Here is a 24,903-nt window from a genome sequence, read left to right as displayed (position 1 = left end):
CGGCAGGAGACGGCGACGTTAAATCGATGACTTTTACCGGCTCGTCGAATCTTCGAGCTCTTTCAGCTCTTTCGTGCGTTTATCGGTGACATCGGCGAGACATCCGGCGACCAGCATCGGCTCCATCGTGCCGCCCCGGGCCTGAAAACCGAAGGCGTCGCATTCGGCATCGCGATAATCGATCCAGGCGCGCTGCGCCTTGACCAGCGCCTGTTCCGCACCCTTCATGTCGCCATCGAGGTCCTTGTCGATCGCCGCCATGGCGGCGCGGGTCTTTTTGTATTGCGCATTCAGCGCCTTGTCGGCGGTCTCATGGCGCGCCGCTTCGCAGGAGGTCATGTCCGATTGCGTCTGGGGATTCTTGCAGACGATATCCTGGGCAGACGCCGCACCCGAAGCCAGCAAGATCGCCGCCGCGACGAGGCAGATATTCAAACGCATGCATCTCTCCCGCTTATCCTAGAGCTTGCCCATCACCAGCTGACGGAAGCCATAGACCTCCCGCTTGCCGGAAAGCGGGATCAGCGTCACCGAGCGCGTCTGCCCGGGCTCGAAACGCACGGCCGTCCCCGCCGGAATATCCAGCCGCTTGCCATGCGCCGCCGCGCGGTCGAAGGAAAGCCCGGCATTGGTCTCGGCGAAATGATAGTGGCTGCCCACCTGGACCGGCCGATCGCCCGTATTGGAAACTTCGAGCGTCACCGTCGGCGCGCCGGCATTGAGTTCGATGTCGCCGCTTGCGGCTATGATTTCGCCTGGAATCATCTCGTTCTCCTCAAGCCGCCTTGGGCGCGCAGCCCTCGGCCTTCAACACGCGTTTCGTCGATGCCGGATTTTTGGCGAGCATGGCGGCGGGCCGGATGGGTCTGACGACCAGATTACCGCCGCAGTTCGGGCAGAGACCTTTCAGCACGCCGTCTGCGCAATCGGCGCAGAACGTGCACTCATAGGTGCAGATCCGCGCCTCTGCGCTCTCCGGCGGCAAATCCTTGTCGCAGCATTCGCAATTGGGCCTGAGTTCCAGCATGCTACCTCCTCACCTGATCGGTTCGTGCACGGTGACAAGCTTGGTGCCATCGGGGAAGGTCGCCTCCACCTGCACGTCGTGGATCATTTCGGCGATGCCCTCCATGACCTGGTCGCGGCCGATCACATGGGCGCCGGCCTCCATCAGCTCGGCGACCGGGCGCCCGTCACGGGCGCCTTCGACGACGAAATCGCTGATCAGCGCGATTGCTTCGGGATAGTTCAGCTTGACGCCGCGCTCCAGCCGCCGCCGCGCCACCATCGCCGCCATTGAAATCAGCAGCTTGTCTTTTTCTCTCGGAGTGAGGTTCATTGCTTGCCCATCTGCTTCATAGTCAAATTTATAGATTCCAGACTTTCGGCACCGGCGCACCGTTGCGCAAGATGGAAATGACCGGGATCAGGATTTTTCGGAGCGCAAAGCCGTCAGCTGCCGCAAGGCGCACGACGAGCTTGTCGTTCCACGCGCTGGCGCCGCCCATCTGCCCCTCGACGAGCGGCCTGACTTTGCCGAGATAAGCTTCCGCGAGCGGCCCGGCATAGAGCAGCGTTGCAAAGGCCACCTGCCCGCCGAGCACGGCCTGACGGGCCGCTAGAGCCGAGATGCCTTCGGAAAGCTTCAGTTCTTCGGCATGGATCAGCCGACCCGAACGGCGGATGCGCCAGCGATCACGGAAAAGCCCCGTCTCCACCGCCTCGCCCATCGCCTTGCGGCCGAGCAGCACGGCTTCGACGGCCAGAAATTCGCCGCTCTCGTCAAGATCGACATCCAGGCGGCGGAAAAGTGCCGCCCGGTCGAAGAGAATCGTTTCCTGCGGCAGCCAGTCGACGCGGGCGCCGGCTCCGACATTGATGGCGGTCGTCACTTCGGCGGTTCCGGCCGAAGCCTTGTAAATCTTCTCGCAGGCCTGCGTGGTGACGTCGATGCGGGTGCCGGCGCCGGCAACGACGCTCCAGTTCATCCGGTCACCGCCGGTCAACCCGCCTGCCGTGTTGATGATGACGGCTTCCATCGAGGCATCGAACGTATCGGGCAGACGGATCTTCGCCGCGCCACCCTGATAAAGCTCACGGATGCGCGTGCGGCCATCGAACAGCTTTGCCGCCAGATGCCCGCGTCCCTCCGCTCTTTGCGGTCTCGTGCTCACCGCCGCAATCGTCATATCGTCCCTTTCGGTCGCGCCATCGTTTTCCATTCAATCGCGCAGGTGACGGAAAGCAAGCAATTCCCATGCCGCCCGGAGCAGGCCTTTGGCGGCGGCGGAAGGTGTGTCGGGCGCCGCACCTTCTGCCGCAAAATGCAGCATCTGCCCGTCAGACGGTCAAGTGCCGGCGAGCCTCCGGTGTATCCAGTGTTTCGGCAAGCCCTTCATGCACGATCTCGCCGCGATCCATGATGTAGACGTAGTCGGCAAGCTCCCGGCAGAAATCGAGATATTGCTCGACGAGCAGGATCGCCATGCCGGTGGAATCACGAAGGTAGCGGATCGCCCGGCCGATATCCTTGATGATCGACGGCTGGATGCCTTCGGTCGGTTCGTCGAGCACAAGGATCTTCGGCCGCGTCACCATGGCGCGTCCGATCGCCAGCTGCTGCTGCTGCCCGCCGGAAAGATCGCCGCCGCGACGCGACAACATCGACTTCAGCACCGGGAAGAGACTGAAGATATCGTCCGGAATGTTCCGGTCACGGCGGCCAAGGGGCGCGAAGCCGGTCTCGAGATTTTCCTTGACGGTCAGCAGCGGAAAGATCTCCCGCCCCTGCGGCACATAGCCGATGCCCTGCTTGGCGCGGGCAAAAGGCGGCAGGCCATTCAACCTAGTATCGTTGAAGGTGACGGCGCCGGCCGAGAGCGGATGCTGGCCGGTCACGGCGCGCAGAAGCGAACTCTTCCCCACGCCGTTACGCCCCAGCACGCAGGTGATCTTGCCCATCTCCGCTTTGATGGAGATGCCGCGCAGCGCCTGGGCGGCGCCATAATGCAGGTTCGCGTTTTCAACTGTCAGCATGATGTCGTCTCCTGGCGCGTTGCGGATGCAAAAACCCCTCCCCAACCCCTCCCCACAAGGGGGAGGGGCTGACCCGGAGCTGCCGCTTTGCTTCCCATCAAACCGCGGGAAAACCGATAATTGTGGGGGTCAGCGAGCCGCTCAGTTAAGCCCCTCCCCCTTGTGGGGAGGGGTTGGGGAGGGGTCAAACCCGCAGCGATAATAGAGAGTTCAATCATCCCCTCACCGCCCTAGATAGTTCTCGATTACCTTCGGATCGGAACTGACGAAATCGATCGATCCTTCCGCCAGCACCGAGCCTTCGGCAAGGCAGGTCACTTTGACGCCGAGGTCTCGGATGAAGCCCATGTCGTGCTCGACGACGACGACCGAGCGCGTCCTGGCGATATCCCGAAGCAGGATCGCCGTTTCCGCCGTCTCGGCGTCCGTCATGCCGGCCACCGGCTCGTCGACGAGAAGGAGCTTCGGCTCCTGCGCCAGCAGCATGCCGATCTCCAGCCACTGCTTCTGCCCATGCGAAAGGTTGGCGGCCAGTTCGTCGCGCCGATGCGTCAGCCGCACCGTTTCGAGGATCTCCTCGATGCGCGCCTTGTCCTCGCCGGAAAGTCGGTAGAACAGCGTCGAGAACACGCCGCGGCGGCGGTTCAGCGCCAGCTCCAGATTGTCCCAGACCGTATGGCTTTCGAAGACCGTCGGCTTCTGGAATTTGCGCCCAATGCCGAGCTGGGCGATGTCGGCCTCATCCTTCTTGGTGAGATCGATCGTGCCGTTGAAGAACACTTCGCCTTCGTCGGGCCTGGTCTTGCCAGTGATGATATCCATCATCGTCGTCTTGCCGGCGCCGTTCGGGCCGATGATGGCGCGAAGCTCGCCCGGCTCGATGACGATCGAGAGCGAATTCAGCGCCTTGAAGCCGTCGAAGGAAACCGACACGCCGCTGAGATAAAGCACGCTGGTGGGTTTGACATCAGGGATCATGGCGCTCACTCCGCTGCCTGGATTTTCGGCTCGATGCCGTCTTCCTGCGCCGCCGGCGGTGCGGTCTCGGAGGCGACCTTCCGCTTGCCGAGATAGTGCGAAATCGTGCCGACGACGCCTTTCGGCAGGAACAGCGTGACGGCGACGAAGAGGCCGCCGAGCGCAAACAGCCAGAACTCCGGAAAGAGGCCGGTGAAGATCGTCTTGCCGCCGTTGACGAGGATCGCGCCGATGATCGGCCCGATCAGCGTCGCCCGCCCGCCGACCGCCGTCCAGATGACGACTTCGATCGAATTGGCCGGCGCGAATTCGCCGGGATTGATGATGCCAACCTGCGGCACGTAGAGCGCGCCTGCTATGCCCGCCATCATCGCCGAGACGACGAAGGTGAAGAGCTTGAAGTGCTCGACGCGGTAGCCGAGGAAACGGGTGCGGCTTTCGGCATCGCGCACGCCGACCAGCACCTTGCCGAATTTCGAGCGCACGATCGCCGACGCGATCATCAGCGACAGTGCCAGGAAGATCGCCGTCGCGGCAAAGAGGCTGGCGCGCGTGCCGTCGGCTTGGATGTTGAAGCCGAGAATATCCTTGAAGTCGGTCATGCCGTTATTGCCGCCGAAGCCCATGTCGTTGCGGAAGAAGGCAAGCAGCAGCGCGTAGGTCATCGCCTGGGTGATGATCGAGAGATAGACGCCGTTGACGCGCGAGCGGAAGGCGAACCAGCCGAAGACGAAGGCGAGCAGGCCGGGAACGAGAAGCACCATCAGCGCCGCGAACCAGAAGTGGTCGAAGCCGTACCAGAACCACGGCAGTTCCTTCCAATTCAGGAACACCATGAAATCGGGCAGGATCGGATCGCCGTAGACGCCGCGCGAGCCGATCTGACGCATCAGGTACATGCCCATCGCATAGCCGCCGAGCGCGAAGAAAGCGCCGTGGCCGAGCGACAGGATACCGCAGAAGCCCCAGACGAGATCGAGCGCCAGCGCCAGCAGCGCATAGGTCAGGTACTTGCCGAACAGCGCCATGATATAGGTCGGGATGTGCAGCGGATTGGTCGGTCCGGTCGCAAGGTTCAGCACCGGCACGAGAATGGCGACCACCAGCAATAATGCGATGGCGATTGAGATCTTGCGATCGAGAGACCGGAGAAGGAAGGCCGTAATCATGCTTCCACCGCCCTTCCTTTGAGTGCGAACAGTCCGCGCGGACGCTTCTGGATGAAGAGAATGATGAGGACGAGCACCAGGATTTTGCCGAGCACGGCGCCGGCGAAGGGCTCGAGGAACTTGTTGACGACACCGAGCGAGAGCGCGCCGACCAGCGTGCCCCAGAGATTGCCGACGCCGCCGAAGACGACGACCATGAAGCTGTCGATGATGTAGGATTGACCGAGGTTCGGCGAGACGTTGTCGATCTGGCTGAGCGCCACGCCGGCGATGCCCGCAATGCCCGAGCCGAGCGCGAAGGTGAAGGCATCGACCCAGCCAGTGCGGATGCCCATCGATGACGCCATGCGGCGGTTCTGCGTCACGGCCCGCATCTGCAGGCCGAAGGCGGACCGCTTGAGCAGCAAGAGCAGCGCCACAAAGACCACCATCGAAAAGACGATGATCCACAGTCGGTTCCAGGTGATGGAGAGCCCGCCGAGATCGAAGACGCCGGACATCCAGCTCGGATTGCGGACCTCGCGGTTGGTCGGGCCGAAGATGCTGCGCACCGCCTGCTGCAGGATCAGCGATACGCCCCAGGTGGCGAGCAGCGTTTCGAGCGGCCGGCCATAGAGATAGCGGATAACGGCGCGCTCGATTATCAGACCGACGAAGCCGGTAAAGACGAAGGCCGCGGGCACGGCAAAGGCCAGCGAATAATCGGCAAGTTCAGGAAAGGCCGAGCTTATGTATTCCTGCACGACATAGGTCGTGTAGGCGCCGATCATCACCATTTCGCCATGCGCCATGTTGATCACGCCCATGACACCGAAGGTGATGGCAAGGCCGATCGCCGCAAGCAGGAGTACCGAGCCGAGAGACAATCCGTACCAGATGTTCTGAACGATATCCCACAGCGCCAGGCTGCGATTGATGGAGCTGATATCTGCCTGAATCGCCGACTTCAGGTCTTCAGGCGCGGTTTCGAGTGTGGTCGTGAGGATGGTCAGCGCATCGCGATTGCCGCGCGCCGCGATCGTATCGATCGCAGCCTTCTTGTCTTCGACGCTCGCATCCGTCTTGAGCAGCAGCACTGCGCGCGCCGCTTCCATCGTATTCTTGATCTCAGCATCCTTCTCGGCCGCCAGCGCCGAGTTCAGCAGGTCGAGATTGGCGGGATCGGCATCTTTCAGGAGGCCCTGCGCCGCGGCAAGCCGCGCGGAACGGTCCGGGCTCATCAGCGTCAGCTGGCTGGTGGCGGCGCTGATGACGCCGCGAAGCGCGTTGTTGATCTTGACCTTCGTCATCAGATCCGGATCGACATCGGCAGCGGCTTCGCCGGTGATCGGATCTGAATAGGTCGGCTCGTCATCGGTACCGCCCTGGAGGAGAACCGGGCCGCCATCGGAATTGACGTAGAGAAGGCCGTCGCTCAACTGCTGCAGGATCTGGCTGACATGCTGGTCCTTGGAAGCAACCAGCGCTTTGATGGCTGCTTCACGTTCCGGAAAGTCGCCGACGCCGAGCGCGTCGATGAGCACGTGGATATCGTCCTGGGCGTGGACTTCGCTCGAGATTATCACGCCCGAAAATGTCAGGCTCGAACACGTCAGGAAAACCGTGATGAGGAAAATCTTTATGGCGCGATACATCGGCTTTCTCGCCCTTGATAGTGTTGGCCTCGCGGCGCAATCGCTGGGACGGACTTCCGCCCGGGATCAACCCGGACGGAAGCCTTCAGGCAATCATCGGATCCGGATCGTACTCAGGAGCCCTTGCCGCCGCACTTGCCCGTAGCAACGTTGAAGTTGCCGCAGGACATCGGCTTGCGCCAATCGGAGATCAGGTCCTTGGAGTCAGGCAGGTAGTCGGACCATTCGTCGCCGACGACGGCAGGCGTCTGCTGGACGATTTCGAACTGGCCGTTGGCCTGGATTTCACCGATCAGCACCGGCTTGGTGATGTGGTGGTTCGGCATGACTGTGGCATAGCCGCCGGAAAGGTTCGGAACGCTGACGCCGATGATGGTGTCGAGAACCTTGTCGGTATCGGTCGTGCCGGCGGCCTGGACAGCCTTAACCCATGCGTTGAAGCCGATATAGGCAGCTTCCATCGGGTCGTTCGTCACGCGCTTGTCGTTCTTGGTGAAAGCGTGCCAGTCCTTGATGAACTTCTTGTTGGCAGGGCTTTCCACAGACTCGAAGTAGTTCCAGGCAGCGAGATGGCCGACGAGCGGCTTGGTGTCGAGACCGGCAAGCTCTTCTTCGCCAACCGAGAAGGCGACGACGGGAATGTCGGTTGCCTTGATGCCCTTGTTACCCAGTTCCTTGTAGAAGGGAACGTTGGCATCGCCGTTGATCGTCGAGACGACGGCGGTCTTCTTGCCGGCCGAACCGAATTCCTTGATCTTCGCAACTTCGGTCTGCCAGTCGGAGAAGCCGAACGGCGTGTAGTTGGTCAGGATGTCTTCCTTCGGAATACCCTTCGAAATCAGGTATGCCTCAAGAATCTTGTTGGTCGTGCGCGGATAAACGTAGTCCGTACCTTCGAGAACGAAGCGCTTGACGCCTTCTTTTTCCATCAGGTAGTCGACAGCAGGAATGGCCTGCTGGTTCGGAGCAGCACCAGTGTAGAAGATGTTGCGCGAGGACTCTTCGCCTTCATACTGCACCGGGTAGAAGAGCAGCGAATTCAGCTCTTCGAAAACTGGCAGGACGGACTTGCGCGACGAGGACGTCCAGCAACCGAAGACGGCGGCAACCTTGTCCTTCTGGATCAGCTCACGTGCCTTTTCGGCAAACAGCGGCCAGTCGGAAGCCGGGTCGACGACGACGGCCTCGAGCTTCTTGCCGAGAAGGCCGCCCTTCTTGTTCTGCTCATCGATGAGCATCAGCATGGCGTCCTTGAGCGTCGTCTCGGAAATCGCCATGGTACCGGAAAGCGAGTGCAGAATGCCGACCTTGATCGTGTCGTCGGCTGCAACCGCTCCCTGGAAGGCAGCAGATGCCGCCACGACGGCGCCAAGTGCTGCGCCCGTAAAGATGGATTTGAGATTCATTTGGTTGATCCCCTCTCTTGTTCCGCAACAGGCCGGAAACGGAAATTAACTGTTGCCGAGGGGACTATCGGGTGCTGCAGCGCAAAAACACATACGCAAAATGACGTAGGCGCAGGGGGAAAACAAACAAGCCGCAAAAGGCAGGGCATCCCTAGGAAAAGGATGCCCTGCCGGTTCGGTATTATCTGGCGATCGTCAAGATGACCGATGTCGGACCGTAGGAGAGGGTCGCCTGATGGCCGGAGATGGTGAACCTGTCGAAGATGCCGGTCACGGCTCCGGCCTTCAGGATCTCGATCTTGGTTCCTGGCGCCGGGGCAAAGCCATTGGCAAGCGTCACGTCGAGGTCACCGGCAAGCGCCGCCGTGCCTGCGACGACAAGCGTGCCTGTGCCGTCAGGACCGAGCGTCGGCTTCGCCGTCGCTTGCACGAACTGTTGGTAATCGCCGGCTACGCTGAGGGGCTTATCGGCCGCCAGAACGAGGGAGCCGCCGTTCACCGTCAGTCCGCCGGTTCCAAAGGCAGAAGGCGAACCTGCCACCAGCACGCCTTCTTCCAGCACCGTGCCACCGGCATAGCTGTTGGCGCCGGAAAGGCCGAGAATGCCGCCGCCGCGCTTCACCAGCTTGCCCTTGCCGCCGATATCGTTGCGCCAGGTGTCGATGGCGTTGAAGCCGCCCTTTGCAGCATCCATCGTCACCGTCACATCCTGCTCGAAAGCGCCGTAGCCGTCGGCAGCGGCAAACAGGTTGAGGCGGCCGTAGCCTTCCGCATCGTCGATGAGCGGATAGCCCGAGGCGACCTCCGTGGTCTTCAGGACGTCGCGGCGCTGCTCGCCGTCGAGATAGGGCAGACGCGTTTCGAGAAGCGCTTCTGCGCCCTGCGGCACACGGGCCGGCAGGTCGGTCGCATGGATGGTGGGCAGGCCGTAGCTCAGGCGCTGCAGCACGTAAGCGCGGTTGGCGTCATGATCGGCGAAACGGTCCGCGGCGAGCGGGGCTGCATGGGCGGCGACTGCGAGCGCGCCGGCATCCGCAATTCCTGATTTGGCAACGAGCCAGGACTGCGCCTGGGCGTAAGCGTCGCTCTTCAGCGCCGAGTTGTCGGCCTTGTTCAGATTATAGACGACGGTGGCAGTGCCGAGCATCCGGCCTCCCATCACGTCGAGTGGGGAATGCATGCCGGCGAGGATGCGGTCTTCGCCCATTTCGCTGGCGCGGGTGATCATTTCCTGAAAACGCTGCGGCACGAGATAGGCCATGGCGAGTGCATCCCGCCAGGCTTCCGCCGTATGCCCGCTCGGGAAGCCGCCGTCCTCGACCGGCTTGCCGCTCTTGGCCGGCTCCAGCGTCGGGACGACCGAGATGTCCTGGCTCCAGCGATAGGGACGGGCATATTTGAAATAGCGCTTGGCGGGTTCCGTCGAGCCATCACCGCTCGTGGCATTGATGAAGTCGATCGCAAGACCCATGTCCGGGTTGGCATCGGTCTTGTTTTCCGTGTCCGGCTTGCTGCCGGCGCCGCGATTGTTGCCCTTGTCGTCGTATTTGACGGTCGTCGCATCGGCCGCCACTTCGGTAATCGTGGTGGTCTGCTTGGAGCCTGCCTTCCAGGCAGCCGTCAGCGGGCCGAGGCCGTCGACGATGCTGGCATTCTTGCCGCGCCGGTCGTCGAGATAGGCGGCGACCGCCTGCTCGGCCGTCCGCGCCTTCGTCGCCTTGACGACATAGGCGATGTTGGCATCATGGACGAGCTTGTTGACGACCTGACCGTCGGTCTTGCTGGAGGGAATGCCGTCCCAGTCCGTCTTGACCACCGCTGGGCAATTGTCCTTGGCTGGAGCCTCTACGCCGGCATCAACGAAGGGCGTACGCGGCGTCCAGACTTCGAGGAAGCCGGAGAGAAGATGGACCGCAGCATTGGTGTCCACCGTCGAGAAGCAGGCATCGCCACGCTTGTTGGTGTTTCCGGCCTCCGCATAAGGCGCTTTCGCCGCTATTACCTGGTCGGCGGCGGCAAGCGACGGCACGATCGAAAGAAGGCAGACGAGAGCGGTGCTCAGGCGGCAAGGGCTTAAAACAGACATGGGTGCACCCGAAATGATTGAACGAACGGCGGGAGAGTTAGAGCGCTTATGTGACAGACCGGTTTCAAAAATATTGCCGTTCTGTGAATCTCCCGGCGCGCAGCCTCTTGCCTTTCCCGCCCATCCCGCCAAAAGTGCCCAGGAAACGACAAGCTAACCAGAACGCCGGAAAGAGGGCATGACAGCGCGTCAACGCATCATTCCGGTGAGACGCGAATATAATCGCTGGGTCGCCAACCAGACACTGGAAGATTACGCACTGCGCTTCACCGCAAAGAGCGCCCGGCATTTCTCGTCCCAGCGCATCTCGCAGACGGCGATCGGCGCGATCTCCTTCCTGGCGCTGGAGGCGATCGGCGGCGCGATCACGCTATCCTACGGCACCACCAACGCCTTCTATGCCATCATCGTCGCTTCGGTCGCCATGCTGGCGATCGGCCTGCCGATCAGCCGCTACGCCATTCGCCACGGCGTCGACATCGATCTTCTGACGCGCGGCGCGGGCTTCGGCTACATCGGCTCAACCATCACCTCTCTGATCTATGCAAGCTTCACCTTCATGCTGTTTGCGATCGAGGCCTCGATCATGTCCGGCGCGCTGGAGCTCACCCTCGGCATCCCGCTCTGGATCGGCTACATCATCAGCGCCGTGATGGTGATCCCGCTGGTGACGCACGGCGTGCGGCTGATCAGCAAGTTCCAGCTGATGACCCAGCCCTTCTGGATCGTGCTGAATATCCTGCCCTTCATCTTCATCGCCTTCATGGACTGGGGAAAGTTCGATCTCTGGCGCGCCTTTGCCGGCATCCATCATGCTTCGGGTCCGCCCGGCACTGTCGCCGATTTCGATCTGGTCGAGTTCGGCGCGGCCTCTGCCGTCATCCTGGCGCTGATGTCGCAGATCGGCGAACAGGCCGACTTCCTGCGCTTCCTCCCGCCCGACCCGCAGCGCAAGTGGCGTCATCGCCTTGCCATCTTCCTCGCCGGCCCCGGCTGGGTCATCATCGGTGCGCCGAAACTGCTTGCCGGTTCGTTTCTCGTCGTGCTGACCTTCACCTCGGGCGTGCCCCTCGACCGCGCCGCTGATCCGGCGCAGATGTACCTGACGGCCTTCGGCTACATGGTCCCCTGGCACAATGCTGCGCTGCTGTTGATGGCCGCCTTCGTCGTGGTCTCGCAGCTGAAGATCAACGTGATGAACGCCTATGCCGGCTCGCTCGCCTGGTCGAATTTCTTCTCGCGCCTGACCCACAGCCATCCGGGCCGCGTCATCTGGCTGGTCTTCAACGTCGCGATCGCCCTACTGCTGATGGAGCTCGGCATCTACCGGCTGCTGGAGGAAACGCTCGGCATCTTCTCAATCATCGCCATGGCCTGGCTCTGCACGATCTCGGCCGACCTCTTCATCAACAAGCCGCTGGGCCTTGCCCCTCCCGGCATCGAGTTCAAACGCGCCCATCTCTACGACATCAACCCGGTCGGCCTCGGCGCCATGACGCTGTCTGCGACGGTATCGCTGATCGCCCATTTCGGCGCCTTCGGCGAGACCGCCGCCTCGCTTGCCCCTTACATCACCCTCGCGATCGCCCTGGTCGCGACGCCGACGCTCGCCTGGGCGACCAAAGGCAAGTTCTATCTCGCCCGCAAACCGCGCCAGAGCTGGAAGAATCTGACGAGCATCACCTGCTCCGTCTGCGAGCACCCCTTCGAGCCGGAGGACATGGCCTGGTGCCCCGCCTATGCCGCGCCGATCTGCTCGCTCTGCTGCTCGCTCGACAGCCGCTGCCACGACATGTGCAAGCCGGCAGCCCGTTTCAACGCCCAGGTTGGCATCGTCGCCAAGACGCTGCTGCCTGAAACCATTGTCGAGAAACTGACGACGCGCCTCGGCCGCTACGGCATCGCCGTAGCCCTGGCGCTGACCGCGATCGGCGCGATCCTGGCGATGATCGCTCATCAGGTCGCCGCCGCCTCGCCGGAGACGGCCGAGGTCGTCAACCGCACCATCCTGATCGTCTTCTTCGTCTTCTCGGTGATCTCAGGCGTCGTCTGCTGGTTCTATGTGCTCGCCCATGACAGCCGCGTCGTCGCAGAGGAGGAATCCTCGCGCCAGAACACGCTGCTGCTCAAGGAAATCGCCGCCCACAAGAAGACCGACGCTGCCCTGCAGAACGCCAAGGAAACGGCCGAGGCCGCCAACCGCGCCAAGAGCCGCTACGTCGTCGGCCTCAGCCATGAGCTGCGCACGCCTTTGAATGCCGTGCTCGGCTATGCCCAGATCCTTGAACGCGACGAGACGATCCCGCCGCCGCGCCAATCCTCGATCAAGGTCATCCGCCGCAGCGCCGAACATCTCTCCGGGCTGATCGACGGTCTGCTGGATATTTCCAAGATCGAGGCCGGCCGCCTGCAGGTCTATTCAAACGAGATCAACATCCAGGATTTCCTCGATCAGATCGTCGAGATGTTCCGCCCGCAGGCGCAGGCAAAGGGCCTGAGCTTCATCCATGAGCGCTCGCGGACTTTACCGCAATTCGTCCGCACCGACGAAAAGCGCCTGCGCCAGATCCTCGTCAACCTGCTTTCCAACGCCATCAAATTCACCGACGAGGGCAGCGTCACCTTCGATGTCGGCTATCGCAGCCAGGTCGCGACCTTTACCGTCTCCGATACCGGCCGCGGCATCACCGAGAAAGACCTGCCCCGCATCTACGAACCCTTCCAGCGTGGCGAGGCCGAAAGCGTGCGGCCGATGCCGGGCCTCGGGCTCGGCCTCACCATCACCCGGCTTCTCACCAATACGCTCGGCGGCGAGATCGCGGTTTCGAGCGTCAAGGACGAAGGCTCCACCTTCCGCGTGCGGCTGATGCTGTCGGCCGTGATGCGCGCCGCCGCGCCGCCACAGGAAAAGCGCATCGTCGGTTACGACGGCCCGCGCCGCACGCTCGTGGTCGTCGACGACAACGAGGATCACCGCGAGATGATGCGCGAAATCCTGGCGCCGCTCGATTTCATCGTGCTGACGGCAGCGGGCGGCGCCGAATGCCTGACGCTGATCGAGGGCATTCTGCCTGACCTTTTCCTCGTCGATATCCTCATGCCCGGCATGAACGGTTGGCAGCTCGTCTCGCGCCTGCGCGAAGCCGGCCAGACCGCCCCGGTGCTGATGCTGTCGGCCAATATCGGCGATGCGGCGGTTCTCAGCGACAGCGACGACAGCCATAACGACGCGATCGGCAAGCCCGTCGATATCCGCCAGCTGCGCGACAAGCTCGCCCTGCATCTCGGCCTGACATGGGTCTATGCTGACGCAGCGCCCGCCATAACGGAAAAGATCGAAGCGCCGATGCTGAGCCCGGGTGCCGCCCATGTGCAGGAATTGCTGCGGCTCGGCGAGATCGGCTATATCAGGGGCATCGAAGCCAAGCTCTCGGATCTTGCCAAGGTAGAGGAAAATCGGCCATTCACGGAGGCGCTTCGCGCCTATGTCGCCGCCTTCGACCTTGCCGGCTTCATGACCTTCCTGCACGACTTCGACGAAAAGGTAGAACCCATTGGCTGAGCCGGCCCTCCCCCGCGACATCGTTCTGCTCGTCGACGACTCGGCCGAAGCACTCGGCTTCCTCACAGACGCACTCGAACAATCCGGTTTCTCCGTGCTGATCGCCACCTCGGGCACGGCAGCACTTGGCATCGTCGAGCGCATCACGCCCGATCTCATCCTGCTCGACGCCGTCATGCCCGCCATGGACGGTTTCGAGACCTGCCGCAGGCTGAAGGCGAATGCAGCGGTGGCGCAGGTGCCTGTTATCTTCATGACCGGGCTGACGGAGACCGAACATGTCGTGCACGCGTTGGAATCCGGCGGCGTCGATTATCTCACCAAGCCGATCAATATTGATGAATTGCGCGCCCGGATCCGCGTCCATCTGCGCAATGCCCGCTCGACCCAGAGCGCCCGCGTTGCCCTCGACGCCGCCGGCCGCCATTTGCTGGCAGTCAAAGGCGATGGCGCCATCCACTGGTCGACACCGCAGGCGACACGGCTGGTCAATGCCGCCATGGGCAGCGACGACGGCATGGAGATCGTCGTGCGCCATATTTCCGGCTGGATGCGCGACCGCATGGCCGCGGTACGCGACGGCATCATCTCGGTCGCCCATGCCGGCCGGCCGGCCCTGCAGCTTGCCTTCCTCGGCGCGATCGGCCCCGACGAATATCTTTTCCGCCTCACCGCCGCCAGCCAGCGCAGCGACGACGAGGTGCTGCGCCAGCGTTTCTCGCTCACCCAGCGCGAATCCGAAGTGCTGCTCTGGATCGCCAAGGGCAAAGCCAACCGCGATATCGGCGAGATATTGGGCCTGTCGGCGCGCACGGTGAACAAACACCTCGAGCAGATCTATGTGAAACTCGGCGTCGAAAACCGGGCATCCGCCGCGGTGAAGGCGACGCATGTTCTGCATGAAATGTAAGGGACCTTGAGACGGGGTGCCACCCGACACGATGTCGGTGACAAGCTTTCAAACAACCGTCCCACGTCCGTCCCGCAGCAATTGAATGATCTAGAAAAGAAAGAAGCCCGGTCGGAACCGGGCTTCGATGATCATGTTGCCGAGAGGCAAGCCAAGCTTACATGCCCTGCGGGACGTAGGTGTACTTGCCGTCCGCGCCCTTCTTCCATTCGTACATGATGTAACCAGGAATCTTCGGGTCGCCCTTTTCGTCGAACGAGATGTCGCCGAGAACGGTCGGGAACGGGCCCTTTTCCTTCATGGCCGTGGCAACGGCTTCTGCGTCTGTCGAACCGGCAGCCTTGGCGGCACCGACGATCGCCTGCATCGCAGCGTAGGAATAGAGCGTGTAGGCTTCCGGGTTGAAACCGGCGGCCTTGAACTTCGCAACGAGGTCCTTGTTGGCCGGGTTCAGTGTCGGATCGGGACCGAAGGTGTTCAGCGTACCGGCGACGGCGTCACCAGCGATCGAGGCCAGTTCGTTGGAAACGATACCGTCACCCGAAACGAGCGTTGCCTTCAGGCCCTGGTCGGCAGCCTGGCGGATGATGAGACCGGCTTCGGTGTGCAGACCACCCCAATAGATGATCGAGACGCCGGCTTCCTTCATCTTGGCGATGAGGGCCGAGAAGTCCTTGTCGCCGACGTTGATGCCTTCGTACATGACTTCGGTGACGCCAGCGGCATTCATGGCCTTCTTGGTTTCATCGGCAAGGCCCTGACCGTACGGGGTCTTGTCGTGAACGACAGCGATCTTGGCATCCTTGAAGTGATCGGCAAGATACTTGCCGGCGATGGCGCCCTGCTGGTCGTCACGGCCGCAGGTGCGGAACGTGTTCCAGAGACCGCGCTCGGTGAACTTCGGGTTGGTAGCGGCCGGGGTGATTTCGAGAATGCCGTTTTCAGCATAGACTTCAGAAGCCGGGATCGAAACGCCGGAGTTGAAGTGGCCGATGACGAACTTGACGCCGTCGGCAACGAACTTGTTGGCGACCGAAATGCCCTGCTTCGGGTCGGAGACGTCGTCGCCGAGCTCGATCTTGATCTGCTCGCCGTTGATGCCGCCAGCAGCATTGATGTCGGCAGCAGCCTGCTCGGCACCCTTCTGGAGCTGAGCGCCGAATGCGGCGTTCGGGCCGGTCAGCGGACCAGCGACAGCGATGAGAACGTCGGCCCAAGCGTTGCCGCTGAAGGCGACCATCGCCGTCAGAGCCACTGCCGACAGAAGAGACTTCTTCATATTGTTACTCCCAATTTTTGGGCGGGTTCCGGTCCAAAGACCCGGCGCATTACCCACCATTGACTGCGCCAGGAAAGCTGTTCCACTCTGAAGGCAATTCATGCCTAGTTTCAACGGACTGTCAATGTTTGTCCTTCCACGAAAACGCGGAAGTTTTTTCGTACAGCCAGTAATAGTTGTTGACCATCTGATTGGTGCGGCGATAGCGGAAGCCGGCCGTCGAAAAGACCAGCAGCGTCACGAAATCGATACCGTAATAGAGGCTGCTGAGCATCGGGCCGTTGAACAGGGCGTGGTGCAGGAACTGCATCGCCCAGGCAAGCAGGAAGGTATAGACGACGGCCCGCGGATAGTTGTTCCAGCCGTCCGCAACCGCCTTGCCGGCCCGCCAGGCCGTCCAGAAGCCAATCAGCGCCACGAGCGCGCGGATGACCACACGGGCACCATCATCGCTTTCGAAGAAAAGTCCCTGCATCTCAAACTCTCCCTTCGATTAATGTCTTCCGCCTTCGAGATAGGCGGCGCGAACTTCGGGATTGGCGAGCAGTTCCTTGCCGGAGCCGCTCATCGTCACCTTGCCGTTCACCATCACGTAAGCGCGATGCGAAAGCCTCAGCGCAGCGAATGCATTCTGCTCGACGAGGAAAACCGTGAGCCCTTCCTGTTCGTTGAGCTTCCGGATCGCTTCGAAGATGCCCTTGACGATCAGCGGCGCAAGGCCGAGCGAGGGTTCGTCGAGAAGCAGCAGCTTCGGGCGCGCCATCAGCGCGCGGCCGATCGACAGCATCTGCTGCTCGCCGCCGGAAAGCGTTCCACCGCGCTGGGCATGCCGCTCCTTGAGGCGCGGGAAGAGCGTGAAGATCTTCTCGACGTCTTCGGCGAAATATTTGAGATTGTCGAGGCCCGCCCCCATCTGGAGGTTTTCCAGAACCGTCATGCGCGGGAAGATACGGCGGCCCTCCGGCGACTGCGCGATGCGCAGGCGGGCGATTTCATGGGTCGGAAGCTTGGTGATGTCGCGGCCCTCGAAGACGACCGAACCGACACGGGCTTGCGGACTACCGCAGATCGTCATCATCAGCGTCGACTTGCCGGCGCCATTGGCGCCGATCAGGCTGACGATCTCGCCCTTGTTGACGTGGACATCGATGCCGGCGAGCGCACGGATATTGCCATAATAGGTTTCGACGCCTTTCACCTGAAGGAGCGTTTGACCGGTCATTACTTCAGCGCTCATCAGTTTGCGCCTCCTTCGAGCTGCTCGACGGTTGCGATCACCTCTTCCACTTCCTCATCCTCAACGCCGAGATAGGCCGCGATAACCTTAGGATCGTTCTTCACATGATCCGGCGTGCCATCGGAAATCTTCTGGCCGTATTCGAGGACGACGACATGGTCGGAGATTTCCATGACCACCGACATGTCGTGCTCGATGAGAAGGATAGACGTTCCGGTTTCGGCACGGATGCTCTGCAACAGCTCATTGAGCGTCGCCGATTCCCGCGGGTTAAGACCTGCTGCCGGTTCGTCCAGGCAGAGCAGCTCCGGACCGGTGCACATGGCGCGCGCAATCTCGAGACGGCGCTGGGCGCCATAGGGTAGATCGCCCGCCGGATCGTCGGCGCGATCGATCAGGTCGGCCTTCTCGAGCCAATGACGCGCGAGCTCAATCGCTGCGGCGGCTTCACGCTTGTAGGGACCGATGCCGATGAGGCCGAGGATCGTATAACCCGAGGCCTGCATCAGTTTGTTATGCTGGGCGACGAGCAGATTTTCGAGAACGGTCAGGCCGGAAAACAGCCGGATGTTCTGGAAGGTACGCGCGACCTTGGCTTCCTTGGTAATGCGGAAGTCCGGCAGGCGCTCCAGCAGGTATTGCTTGCCGCCCCTCTGGTTGAGCGTGATCATGCCCATCGTCGGCTTGTAGAAGCCGGTAATGCAGTTGAAGACGGTGGTCTTGCCGGCGCCGTTCGGGCCGATCAGCGCGGTGATGTCGCCGCGCTTGGCTTCGAAGGAGAAGTCGTTGATGGCCATCAGGCCGCCGAACTTCATCGACAGGTGCTCGACCTTGAGAAGAATGTCGCTCGACATCGTATTGGTGACCGGGCTCATCAACCGTGTCCCTCCTTGATGAAGCTTCCGGAGATTGCCTTACGCGCCTTGAGGAAGGCTGTCGGCGATCGCGAGCCGACGAAACCACGCGGCTTGAATAGCATCACCACAACCATGGCGAGGCCGAAGATAAGCATGCGGTAAAGTTCCGGCGTGAAGGTCGGACCGAAGATCTCTTTCAAGAAGTCCATACTGCGTAGCGCCTCGGTACCTCCGACCATGACGATCGCAGCAATCGCGATCCCGGTCAGCGAGCCCATGCCGCCGAGCACGACGATGGCGAGGATGACAGCCGACTCCAGGAAGACGAAGGATTCTGGCGAAACGAAGCCCTGGCGTGCTGCAAAGAACGAGCCGGCGAAGCCCGCGAACATCGCACCGGTAGCGAATGCCGTAAGTTTGGTCGTCACCGTGTTGATGCCAAGCGAGCGGCAGGCGATCTCGTCTTCACGCAACGCTTCCCAAGCTCGGCCGATCGGCATGCGGCGTAGCCGGATCGTCACATAGGCGGTCAGCATGCAGAGCGCCAGGATGACGTAGAACAGGAAGATTTTGTAATAGGCCGATGACGAAGGCAGCCCGAAAACCTTGGCGAAATTATTCACCTTGCCGACATCGAAGGTCCAGATACCGAAGACCGAAGCCTTGGCAATGCCCGAGATGCCGAAGGTGCCCTTCGTCAAGTCAGTCCAATTGATGATCACGAGGCGTATGATTTCGCCGAAGGCGAGCGTCACGATGGCAAGGTAGTCGCCGCGTAAGCGCAATACCGGGAAACCGAGGATGACACCCCAGAGTGCGGCGAAGATACCGGAAAGTGGCAGCAGCACCCAGAAAGACAGGCCGAAATAGCTCGACAGCAATGCATAGGAATAGGCGCCGACGGCGTAGAAGGCGACATAACCAAGGTCGAGAAGACCGGCAAGGCCGACAACGATGTTAAGACCCCAGGCGAGCATCACGTAAATCAGGATCTGAATGCCGAAATTGTCGACAAACGTCAACGAACCCTGAGGACCTCTGAGCGCTACAGCCATCACAGGATAGAGCAGCAATGCAACCAGTACGGCCTTCAGAAAATGGGTCTCATACGGGCTTGCTTCCAGGGGCAATCCGAGTCTTTCGGCCTCTACATTGCGTTCCCGACGCCTCTCCTCCGCCGGGAGAAGAACGTATTTGATCAGCACACCCAACAATGCGGCCAGCACAACCAAGACGCCCAGGGTGAGCAGATCGCCCCACAACTGTTCGCGAATGAATACGTACGCAAGGTAGCCTACGATCAGCAAAACCGCGATCGGAACCACCACTCGCATCGTCGTGGCGAACAGGCCGGGTGTTGCCGCAAACATGACCACGGCGAAGCGGCCAACTGCGGCGATTATGACGAAAATCGCAAGCAGTCCCCAGCGCTGAACGATGACCAGCTCGTTGCTGATATTCTGGTCGGTCTTGAGACCGACATAGAGAACGAACATGCCGAACGCCAGCAAGGCGGCGAAAAAGGCTTGGATAAGACCCTTGCGGACAAGTCCGGCGTCGGGCTTGCCTGCGGAATTCTCAATGTTTGCCATGACGTTATACCTTCTCGACTTCCGGCCGCCCGAGTATACCCGTCGGCTTGAAGATCAGCACGAAAGCGAGGATGGCGAAGGTCGCGACATCCTTGTACGCGATGGTGAAATAGGCCGACCACAGCGATTCGATGAGGCCGATCATCAACCCGCCGAGAACGGCGCCCGGCAGCGAGCCGATGCCGCCGAGGACGGCTGCGGTAAATGCCTTCACACCTGGCGTGAAGCCGTCGGCGAACGAAGCGACGCCATAGTACATCAGATACATCGTGCCGGCGACGGCAGCGAGCGCTGCACCCATGACGAAGGTGATCGAGATCGTCTGGTCGACATTGACGCCGAGCAGCGCCGCCATCTTGCGGTCCTGCTCCGTGGCGCGCTGGGCGCGGCCGAGCGCGGTATGGTTGACGATGTACCAGAAGACCGTGAGCAGCACCGCCGTGATGATGATGATGACGATCTGCTTCAACGACACCGAGATGTTGCCGAACTGATAGACCGAGCTCACCAGCGGCGGGATCGGCTTGTTGCGCGGACCCTGCGTCACCTGGATGAAGTTGGACAGCACGATCGACATGCCGATCGCGGTGATCAGCGGCGCCAGGCGGAAGGAACCGCGCAGCGGACGGTATGCGATACGCTCGATCGTCCAATTCCACAAACTCGTCATCAGCATCGCGACGACAAGCATCGCCAGCAGCAGAACTGCCACTGGGAGGCCCGCGAAGATGGATGTGAGGACGAGGAAGACGATAAGAGCGGCGAAACCACCGAGCATGAAGATGTCGCCATGGGCGAAGTTGATCATGCCGATAATGCCATAAACCATCGTATAGCCGATAGCCACGAGGCCATAGATGGATCCGAGCGTCAGCCCGTTGAAGAGCTGCTGGACGAAATACTCCATATGTCGTTTTCCCCTGGATGCGAGCCGAATAAGCTGCATCTCTTTTTGGTTCTTTGGTTCTCCGTTTCAGAGAACCTCATAAGCCGCATGCATAGCGGTTTCGTTGAAAATGTGAAGACAAAAAGGCTTTACTCCGACAGAATCTTGGTGGAACAGGCCTAAATGGCTCGTTTTGAACCAAAATCCACAGAAAAACGGCACGGAAAGACGGATTTTTAGCCAGAAATCGCCATCGGATTAACCATCCGGTGAAATCGCCGCCGATTTCTTGCTCCGTTTGCCGCGTAAGCTATTCCACAGAATTGGAAGATGCCGCAAATTCAGACCCTGGGACGGGCGCTTTTTCGAATGCTATTTCACGAGCAACTGTTCACCAACTCGTCTGACAGGACAGGAAACTTATGGTAGCATCACCGGATTAAGTATGAGGGTGCGAAGCGCGACGGGAAACACCATATAAATTCCGGACGGGTATATGGTGTGACAGGGATGGTTTGCGGACGAGCGACAGCGGGGTGCTCGGCCCGCATGGCAAACGGCAAAAGGACAATGCTGAGGACATTTGAAAAGGCGGCGCTGGAAGCCGGTAAGGCCATCATCACGGTCTTGCGCGAGGGCTTTCCCGTTACCATGAAAGCGGATGCAAGTCCGGTCACGGTCGCCGACGAGGAGGCCGAACGCATCATCCTCGCCCATCTCGCCAGAGATTTTCCCGAAATACCCGTGGTGGCGGAAGAGTCGGTCGCCGCCGGCAAGGTGCCCGACATCAGCGGCCGAGGCTTCTTCCTGGTCGACCCTCTCGACGGCACGCGTGAATTCGTCGAGGGACGGCAGGAATTCACCGTCAACATCGCCTATATCGAAAACGGCGCCCCGATGGCCGGCATCGTCTACGCGCCGGCGCTCGGCCTCGCCTTCTCAGGGGAGCACCGCCACGCCGAAAGGCTCGTTGTCACCGACGATTTCACGGTCGGCGCGCGCAGCACGATCACCGTGCGCGAACAGCCGGATGACAGGCTGGCGCTCGCAAGCCTTCGTCATAACAGTCCGGAGACCGGCAACTTCCTTGCCCACCACGCCATCTCCAAATGCACCAATATCGGCTCCTCGCTGAAATTCTGCCTGCTGGCCGAAGGTAAGGCCGACGTCTATCCACGTTTCACCCGCACGATGGAATGGGATACCGCAGCCGGCGATGCGGTGCTGCGCGCCGCCGGCGGCTCGACGGTGACGCTCGATGGCGCACCGCTGACCTATGGCAAGACGGGAGCGGCGGCCGATTTCGACTTCGCCAACCCGAACTTCATCTCGTGGGGCGGCAGAAAACGCGTCCTCGAACCGGCGTGACCATCCGCAGCAAGCGCTGAATACCGGCGTAGCGCAATCTCCGCGCTATGCAATGCTCCGTTGCCGCCACCGGCCTCGGCATAACGCCGCGCGCGATCTCCTCATATGATTTTGTCGTGATTCAAGCGGCCACCCTCACAATGGCCGTAGGAGCGATTCGCAGAGCCCGGCGCTGGACCAAGTGATTCTCCGGGCGACTCGATTCTATGAATTTTCCGCGCCCGAGGCCGCCGCTCCTGCCTTGATTTTGTCATATTGTGACACAGGTTGACGGCAACGGAGCACCCTCTCTGGTAAAATTTCGAGCCCGATCCGGTTAAAAATATCGGTTAACGTGCATCGGTCGCGTGTCGTAACAGCACGCCGCAGCACCCCTGGAAGCCCTCGCCAAAGGTCTAGAAACCTTGACGAAATTCCAATTCTTAACGGAATATCATGAGGTTGCCTCAACTTAACGCAAGTGCGAAAGATTTGTTGCGATGCGATATTTCTCTGGACAGCATTACACAATTGTCGCATTTTTCCGTTTTAGTAGGGTTACCAAGACCTGAGTGCAGCCCTGGTGACAGGGTTAACCATTGATCGCCTATTGCCGCCGCGCCCCTCGAAGACAACAGAGTACGATCCTTGAGCATCACGGAACTAAACAACAGCATTTCGACTGAGTCCTTCCGGCCGAGCAGCCGCCAGTTGCCGAGCCTGAAGATCCAGACCCCTGTTATCCATAGCGATGCGCCGCAGGCGCCGTGGATGGATCTTGCCCTGAAGCGGGCGTTCGACATCGTTTCGTCGTTGAGCGCCCTCCTCGTCCTCGCGCCTTTCCTCCTGCTCGTCGCCTTGCTGATCAAGCTCGACAGCCCGGGACCGGTGCTTTTCAAGCAGACCCGCTGGGGTAAGAACTGCAAGGCCATCAAGGTCTACAAGTTCCGCTCCATGCGCACCGACCTCTGCGACGCCTCCGGTGTTGCCCAAACGGTGATGAACGATCCGCGCATCACCCGCATCGGCGCCATCCTGCGCCGCACGAATATCGATGAGCTGCCGCAGCTCTTGAATGTGCTGCTGGGTGACATGTCGGTCGTCGGTCCGCGCTGCCATGCAATCGGCATGCGCGCCAGCGACATGCTTTATGAAGAGCTCGTGCCGGAATACCACCAGCGCCACGCCATGCGTCCCGGCATGACGGGTCTTGCTCAGATGCGCGGCCTGCGCGGCCCGACCGATCGTCCGGCCAAGGCGCGCGCGCGTATCGTCAGCGATCTCTATTACGTCCAGAATTTTTCGATCTGGATGGACATGCGCATCATCGCCGGCACCGTCGTGTCCGAACTGACCCGCGGAAAGGGCTTCTAAGTTTTCCGAGAAGGACCGGCTCTCTCAACGCACATCGCCCAAAACCGCGCTGCGGTTTTGGGCGATGTGCGTTGATGCGTGACAAGCGAATCTGAAAAATCGCGACACGCTTTAGAGCAGCCGGTAGCGAAATGCCCTGGCGACCGCCTGCATCCGGTTGACCGAATCAAGCTTGCGCATCGCGCTCTTCAGATACCCCACCACCGTATGCGACGAGAGATCGAGAATGATTGCGATCTCCTCACTGCTCTTGCCGGCGGCCGACCAGCGCAGACATTCGATTTCGCGCCGGGTGAGCGTCTCCGACGGTCCGTCCTCCGGTCTGACGCTGCGCGAGATCTTGTCCAGAAGCTCCATGCAGCCATACAGCAGCGCCATCGCCTGCTCTCGCTCGGGCATGGGAGAGCCGCCTGAGAAGGCGAAAATGTATTGTTTCAGGTCAGCGTCGTGCAGCGTGAAGGCAAAGGTGCTGTTCAGCCCGTGCATCTGGAAGAGCGTGTTCAGACGGCGATTTTCCTGGTTGGCGGCGCTGCCTGCAAACGAGCCCTCCTCGCAGAAGATCGGCGTGATCGTCCGCTTCATCGCGCTCACCAGCCTGCTGCAATAGAAGAGATCGGCGGCCTCGTAGAAGCCGACGAGGCTTTGCGGCCAGTTGCTGATCAATCGGTTTTCGACGAAGGCGGCACGGTCGCCCCGTGGGAAGACCGAGAGCAGATAGAAATCGAAACCCGCAAGCTTCGCCATCTCGCCGAGCCGCTCTTCGCCGTCCTCGAATGCAATACTGGCGGCATCGGCCCGAGCCGGCGAAAATGCAGCATCCTCAGCGCAGTCGTCGACCGCGCGCTCACGTTTTTTCATTTTCGTATCCTCATACGGCGCGTTTCGGCTCGGCCTCGCTGACGGCGACGAGAAATTCGCGCCAAAGCATCAGCAAGGACGGCTTTCGCCCGCATCCCGAGAACACGAAGCGTCGAAGGTACGACCTGGGCCGGTGCAGCGGGAAGAGCGGAGACGAAGTTTTGCGCCCGTTGTATGTTGAAGTGCTTATAAAATTTTCCCGGCAAACCGGCTAATATTTATTCCGCATGGCTCCCATGCAGCCGCCACAAATTGACGTAGCGGCAGGCGTCCTCCCAAATCGGCGGGGGCCGGAGGGCATCTAAAGTTGTTATCAAAGTCTTACGATGGGCTTAGGCAATTTTTAAATGTGGCAGGCTAGAGTGGGGCTCGTGGTCTTGCGTTGTGTAGAGAGTCCAATGACCGAAATGATACGTCCCCGAGTGAAATATGTCATCGGCCCCGATGGCAGCCCCTTGACGATCGCGGATCTTCCGCCGCCCAATACGCGGCGCTGGGTGATCCGCCGGAAGGCAGAGGTTGTCGCGGCTGTTCGCGGTGGCCTGTTGAGCTTGGAAGAGGCCTGTGAGCGTTATACGCTCACAGTCGAAGAGTTCCTGTCCTGGCAGTCGTCGATCAATAGCCACGGCCTCGCCGGCTTGCGCACCACGCGCATCCAGCAGTACCGCCACTGATCACGCGCCATTACCGCC

General features: G+C 61.0%; 22 protein-coding genes and 1 pseudogene. 5 read left to right on the top strand and 18 right to left on the bottom strand.

The features are described from left to right. Positions 1-33: 33 nt before the first annotated feature. From EFQ99_RS23755 to EFQ99_RS23705, 11 genes are all read right to left on the bottom strand, one after another. Complete coding sequence (locus EFQ99_RS23755; protein WP_126923660.1) at positions 34-441, bottom strand: lysozyme inhibitor LprI family protein; 408 nt, start codon at positions 439-441, stop codon at positions 34-36. Between the two features lie 18 nt (positions 442-459). Beyond that, positions 460-765 (bottom strand): urease subunit beta, encoded by a 306-nt coding sequence (locus EFQ99_RS23750; protein ID WP_003542314.1) that lies wholly within the window; start codon positions 763-765, stop codon positions 460-462. A 10-nt stretch (positions 766-775) separates the two neighbouring features. Beyond that, a complete protein-coding gene (locus EFQ99_RS23745) occupies positions 776-1,027 on the bottom strand; it encodes a DUF1272 domain-containing protein (RefSeq protein WP_126923659.1) in 252 nt (83 codons plus the stop codon). Between the two features lie 9 nt (positions 1,028-1,036). Further along, positions 1,037-1,339: an urease subunit gamma gene (locus EFQ99_RS23740; protein ID WP_003561955.1), complete on the bottom strand. Its 303-nt coding sequence runs from the start codon at positions 1,337-1,339 to the stop codon at positions 1,037-1,039. Between the two features lie 28 nt (positions 1,340-1,367). Next, positions 1,368-2,189, bottom strand: a complete 822-nt coding sequence (locus tag EFQ99_RS23735; protein ID WP_126923809.1) for an urease accessory protein UreD — start codon at positions 2,187-2,189, stop codon at positions 1,368-1,370. A 151-nt stretch (positions 2,190-2,340) separates the two neighbouring features. Beyond that, a complete protein-coding gene (gene urtE / locus EFQ99_RS23730; RefSeq protein ID WP_126923658.1) occupies positions 2,341-3,036 on the bottom strand; it encodes an urea ABC transporter ATP-binding subunit UrtE in 696 nt (231 codons plus the stop codon). A gap of 222 nt (positions 3,037-3,258) precedes the next feature. Continuing rightward, positions 3,259-4,014, bottom strand: a complete 756-nt coding sequence (gene urtD, locus EFQ99_RS23725; protein WP_126923657.1) for an urea ABC transporter ATP-binding protein UrtD — start codon at positions 4,012-4,014, stop codon at positions 3,259-3,261. A 5-nt stretch (positions 4,015-4,019) separates the two neighbouring features. Further along, positions 4,020-5,183 (bottom strand): urea ABC transporter permease subunit UrtC, encoded by a 1,164-nt coding sequence (gene urtC / locus EFQ99_RS23720; RefSeq protein WP_126923656.1) that lies wholly within the window; start codon positions 5,181-5,183, stop codon positions 4,020-4,022. Further along, entirely contained in the window at positions 5,180-6,817 is a 1,638-nt protein-coding gene (urtB, locus tag EFQ99_RS23715; RefSeq protein ID WP_126923655.1) for an urea ABC transporter permease subunit UrtB, read from the bottom strand. The genes urtC and urtB overlap by 4 nt, the downstream gene beginning before the upstream one ends. Before the next feature lie 113 nt (positions 6,818-6,930). Continuing rightward, positions 6,931-8,223 (bottom strand): urea ABC transporter substrate-binding protein, encoded by a 1,293-nt coding sequence (gene urtA, locus EFQ99_RS23710; protein ID WP_126923654.1) that lies wholly within the window; start codon positions 8,221-8,223, stop codon positions 6,931-6,933. Between the two features lie 181 nt (positions 8,224-8,404). Beyond that, complete coding sequence (locus EFQ99_RS23705) at positions 8,405-10,309, bottom strand: acid phosphatase (RefSeq protein WP_126923653.1); 1,905 nt, start codon at positions 10,307-10,309, stop codon at positions 8,405-8,407. 178 nt (positions 10,310-10,487) lie between these two features. On the opposite strand from EFQ99_RS23705, the gene EFQ99_RS23700 reads away from it, so the two are divergent. Beyond that, the gene (locus tag EFQ99_RS23700) at positions 10,488-13,871 is read left to right on the top strand and encodes a hybrid sensor histidine kinase/response regulator (RefSeq protein WP_126923652.1); all 3,384 of its coding nucleotides are present in this window, start codon (positions 10,488-10,490) and stop codon (positions 13,869-13,871) included. Continuing rightward, entirely contained in the window at positions 13,864-14,781 is a 918-nt protein-coding gene (locus EFQ99_RS23695) for a response regulator transcription factor (protein ID WP_126923651.1), read from the top strand. Before EFQ99_RS23700 ends, EFQ99_RS23695 begins: the two co-directional genes overlap by 8 nt. 157 nt (positions 14,782-14,938) lie before the next feature. Here the strand turns inward: EFQ99_RS23695 and EFQ99_RS23690 are convergent, their stop codons facing one another. The 6 genes and pseudogenes from EFQ99_RS23690 to EFQ99_RS23665 form a co-directional block, all read right to left on the bottom strand. Next, the gene (locus tag EFQ99_RS23690) at positions 14,939-16,060 is read right to left on the bottom strand and encodes a branched-chain amino acid ABC transporter substrate-binding protein (protein ID WP_126923650.1); all 1,122 of its coding nucleotides are present in this window, start codon (positions 16,058-16,060) and stop codon (positions 14,939-14,941) included. Between the two features lie 121 nt (positions 16,061-16,181). After that, positions 16,182-16,535 (bottom strand): DUF6867 family protein, encoded by a 354-nt coding sequence (locus EFQ99_RS23685; RefSeq protein ID WP_126923649.1) that lies wholly within the window; start codon positions 16,533-16,535, stop codon positions 16,182-16,184. An 18-nt stretch (positions 16,536-16,553) separates the two neighbouring features. Continuing rightward, positions 16,554-17,297, bottom strand: coding sequence for an ABC transporter ATP-binding protein (locus EFQ99_RS23680; protein WP_183604908.1), 744 nt, complete (start codon positions 17,295-17,297; stop codon positions 16,554-16,556). Then, a complete protein-coding gene (locus EFQ99_RS23675; RefSeq protein WP_126923648.1) occupies positions 17,297-18,172 on the bottom strand; it encodes an ABC transporter ATP-binding protein in 876 nt (291 codons plus the stop codon). Before EFQ99_RS23675 ends, EFQ99_RS23680 begins: the two co-directional genes overlap by 1 nt. After that, positions 18,172-19,653: pseudogene (livM, locus tag EFQ99_RS23670) on the bottom strand (high-affinity branched-chain amino acid ABC transporter permease LivM); the annotation flags it as partial. The gene EFQ99_RS23675 and the pseudogene livM, both read right to left, overlap by 1 nt. Before the next feature lie 97 nt (positions 19,654-19,750). After that, positions 19,751-20,653: a branched-chain amino acid ABC transporter permease gene (locus EFQ99_RS23665; RefSeq protein ID WP_126829271.1), complete on the bottom strand. Its 903-nt coding sequence runs from the start codon at positions 20,651-20,653 to the stop codon at positions 19,751-19,753. 549 nt (positions 20,654-21,202) lie between these two features. Between EFQ99_RS23665 and cysQ the strand changes: the two genes are divergently transcribed. Continuing rightward, the gene (gene cysQ, locus EFQ99_RS23655; RefSeq protein WP_126923646.1) at positions 21,203-22,000 is read left to right on the top strand and encodes a 3'(2'),5'-bisphosphate nucleotidase CysQ; all 798 of its coding nucleotides are present in this window, start codon (positions 21,203-21,205) and stop codon (positions 21,998-22,000) included. 627 nt (positions 22,001-22,627) lie between these two features. Further along, positions 22,628-23,353, top strand: a complete 726-nt coding sequence (locus EFQ99_RS23650) for a sugar transferase (RefSeq protein ID WP_126923645.1) — start codon at positions 22,628-22,630, stop codon at positions 23,351-23,353. Positions 23,354-23,464: 111 nt separating this feature from the next. On the opposite strand, the gene EFQ99_RS23645 is transcribed toward EFQ99_RS23650, so the two are convergent. Continuing rightward, the gene (locus EFQ99_RS23645) at positions 23,465-24,211 is read right to left on the bottom strand and encodes a helix-turn-helix transcriptional regulator (protein ID WP_126923644.1); all 747 of its coding nucleotides are present in this window, start codon (positions 24,209-24,211) and stop codon (positions 23,465-23,467) included. A gap of 398 nt (positions 24,212-24,609) precedes the next feature. Between EFQ99_RS23645 and sciP the strand changes: the two genes are divergently transcribed. Next, on the top strand, positions 24,610-24,885 hold the full coding sequence (sciP, locus tag EFQ99_RS23640) for a CtrA inhibitor SciP (protein WP_007533628.1): 276 nt from the start codon (positions 24,610-24,612) through the stop codon (positions 24,883-24,885). Positions 24,886-24,903 lie beyond the last annotated feature (18 nt).

The organism is Rhizobium vallis (assembly GCF_003985155.1).
GTDB lineage: Bacteria > Pseudomonadota > Alphaproteobacteria > Rhizobiales > Rhizobiaceae > Rhizobium > Rhizobium vallis.
This window is presented reverse-complemented; position numbering and strand designations above follow the sequence as displayed.

Excerpts from the sequence above, each read along its gene's own strand:
- EFQ99_RS23755 (WP_126923660.1), bottom strand. The coding sequence starts at position 441 with ATGCGTTTGAATATCTGCCTCGTCGCGGCGGCGATCTTGCTGGCTTCG.
- EFQ99_RS23750 (WP_003542314.1), bottom strand. The coding sequence starts at position 765 with ATGATTCCAGGCGAAATCATAGCCGCAAGCGGCGACATCGAACTCAAT.
- EFQ99_RS23745 (WP_126923659.1), bottom strand. The coding sequence starts at position 1,027 with ATGCTGGAACTCAGGCCCAATTGCGAATGCTGCGACAAGGATTTGCCG.
- EFQ99_RS23740 (WP_003561955.1), bottom strand. The coding sequence starts at position 1,339 with ATGAACCTCACTCCGAGAGAAAAAGACAAGCTGCTGATTTCAATGGCG.
- EFQ99_RS23735 (WP_126923809.1), bottom strand. The coding sequence starts at position 2,189 with ATGACGATTGCGGCGGTGAGCACGAGACCGCAAAGAGCGGAGGGACGC.
- urtE (WP_126923658.1), bottom strand. The coding sequence starts at position 3,036 with ATGCTGACAGTTGAAAACGCGAACCTGCATTATGGCGCCGCCCAGGCG.
- urtD (WP_126923657.1), bottom strand. The coding sequence starts at position 4,014 with ATGATCCCTGATGTCAAACCCACCAGCGTGCTTTATCTCAGCGGCGTG.
- urtC (WP_126923656.1), bottom strand. The coding sequence starts at position 5,183 with ATGATTACGGCCTTCCTTCTCCGGTCTCTCGATCGCAAGATCTCAATC.
- urtB (WP_126923655.1), bottom strand. The coding sequence starts at position 6,817 with ATGTATCGCGCCATAAAGATTTTCCTCATCACGGTTTTCCTGACGTGT.
- urtA (WP_126923654.1), bottom strand. The coding sequence starts at position 8,223 with ATGAATCTCAAATCCATCTTTACGGGCGCAGCACTTGGCGCCGTCGTG.
- EFQ99_RS23705 (WP_126923653.1), bottom strand. The coding sequence starts at position 10,309 with ATGTCTGTTTTAAGCCCTTGCCGCCTGAGCACCGCTCTCGTCTGCCTT.
- EFQ99_RS23700 (WP_126923652.1), top strand. The coding sequence starts at position 10,488 with ATGACAGCGCGTCAACGCATCATTCCGGTGAGACGCGAATATAATCGC.
- EFQ99_RS23690 (WP_126923650.1), bottom strand. The coding sequence starts at position 16,060 with ATGAAGAAGTCTCTTCTGTCGGCAGTGGCTCTGACGGCGATGGTCGCC.
- EFQ99_RS23685 (WP_126923649.1), bottom strand. The coding sequence starts at position 16,535 with ATGCAGGGACTTTTCTTCGAAAGCGATGATGGTGCCCGTGTGGTCATC.
- EFQ99_RS23680 (WP_183604908.1), bottom strand. The coding sequence starts at position 17,297 with ATGAGCGCTGAAGTAATGACCGGTCAAACGCTCCTTCAGGTGAAAGGC.
- EFQ99_RS23675 (WP_126923648.1), bottom strand. The coding sequence starts at position 18,172 with ATGAGCCCGGTCACCAATACGATGTCGAGCGACATTCTTCTCAAGGTC.
- EFQ99_RS23665 (WP_126829271.1), bottom strand. The coding sequence starts at position 20,653 with ATGGAGTATTTCGTCCAGCAGCTCTTCAACGGGCTGACGCTCGGATCC.
- cysQ (WP_126923646.1), top strand. The coding sequence starts at position 21,203 with ATGCTGAGGACATTTGAAAAGGCGGCGCTGGAAGCCGGTAAGGCCATC.
- EFQ99_RS23645 (WP_126923644.1), bottom strand. The coding sequence starts at position 24,211 with ATGAAAAAACGTGAGCGCGCGGTCGACGACTGCGCTGAGGATGCTGCA.
- sciP (WP_007533628.1), top strand. The coding sequence starts at position 24,610 with ATGACCGAAATGATACGTCCCCGAGTGAAATATGTCATCGGCCCCGAT.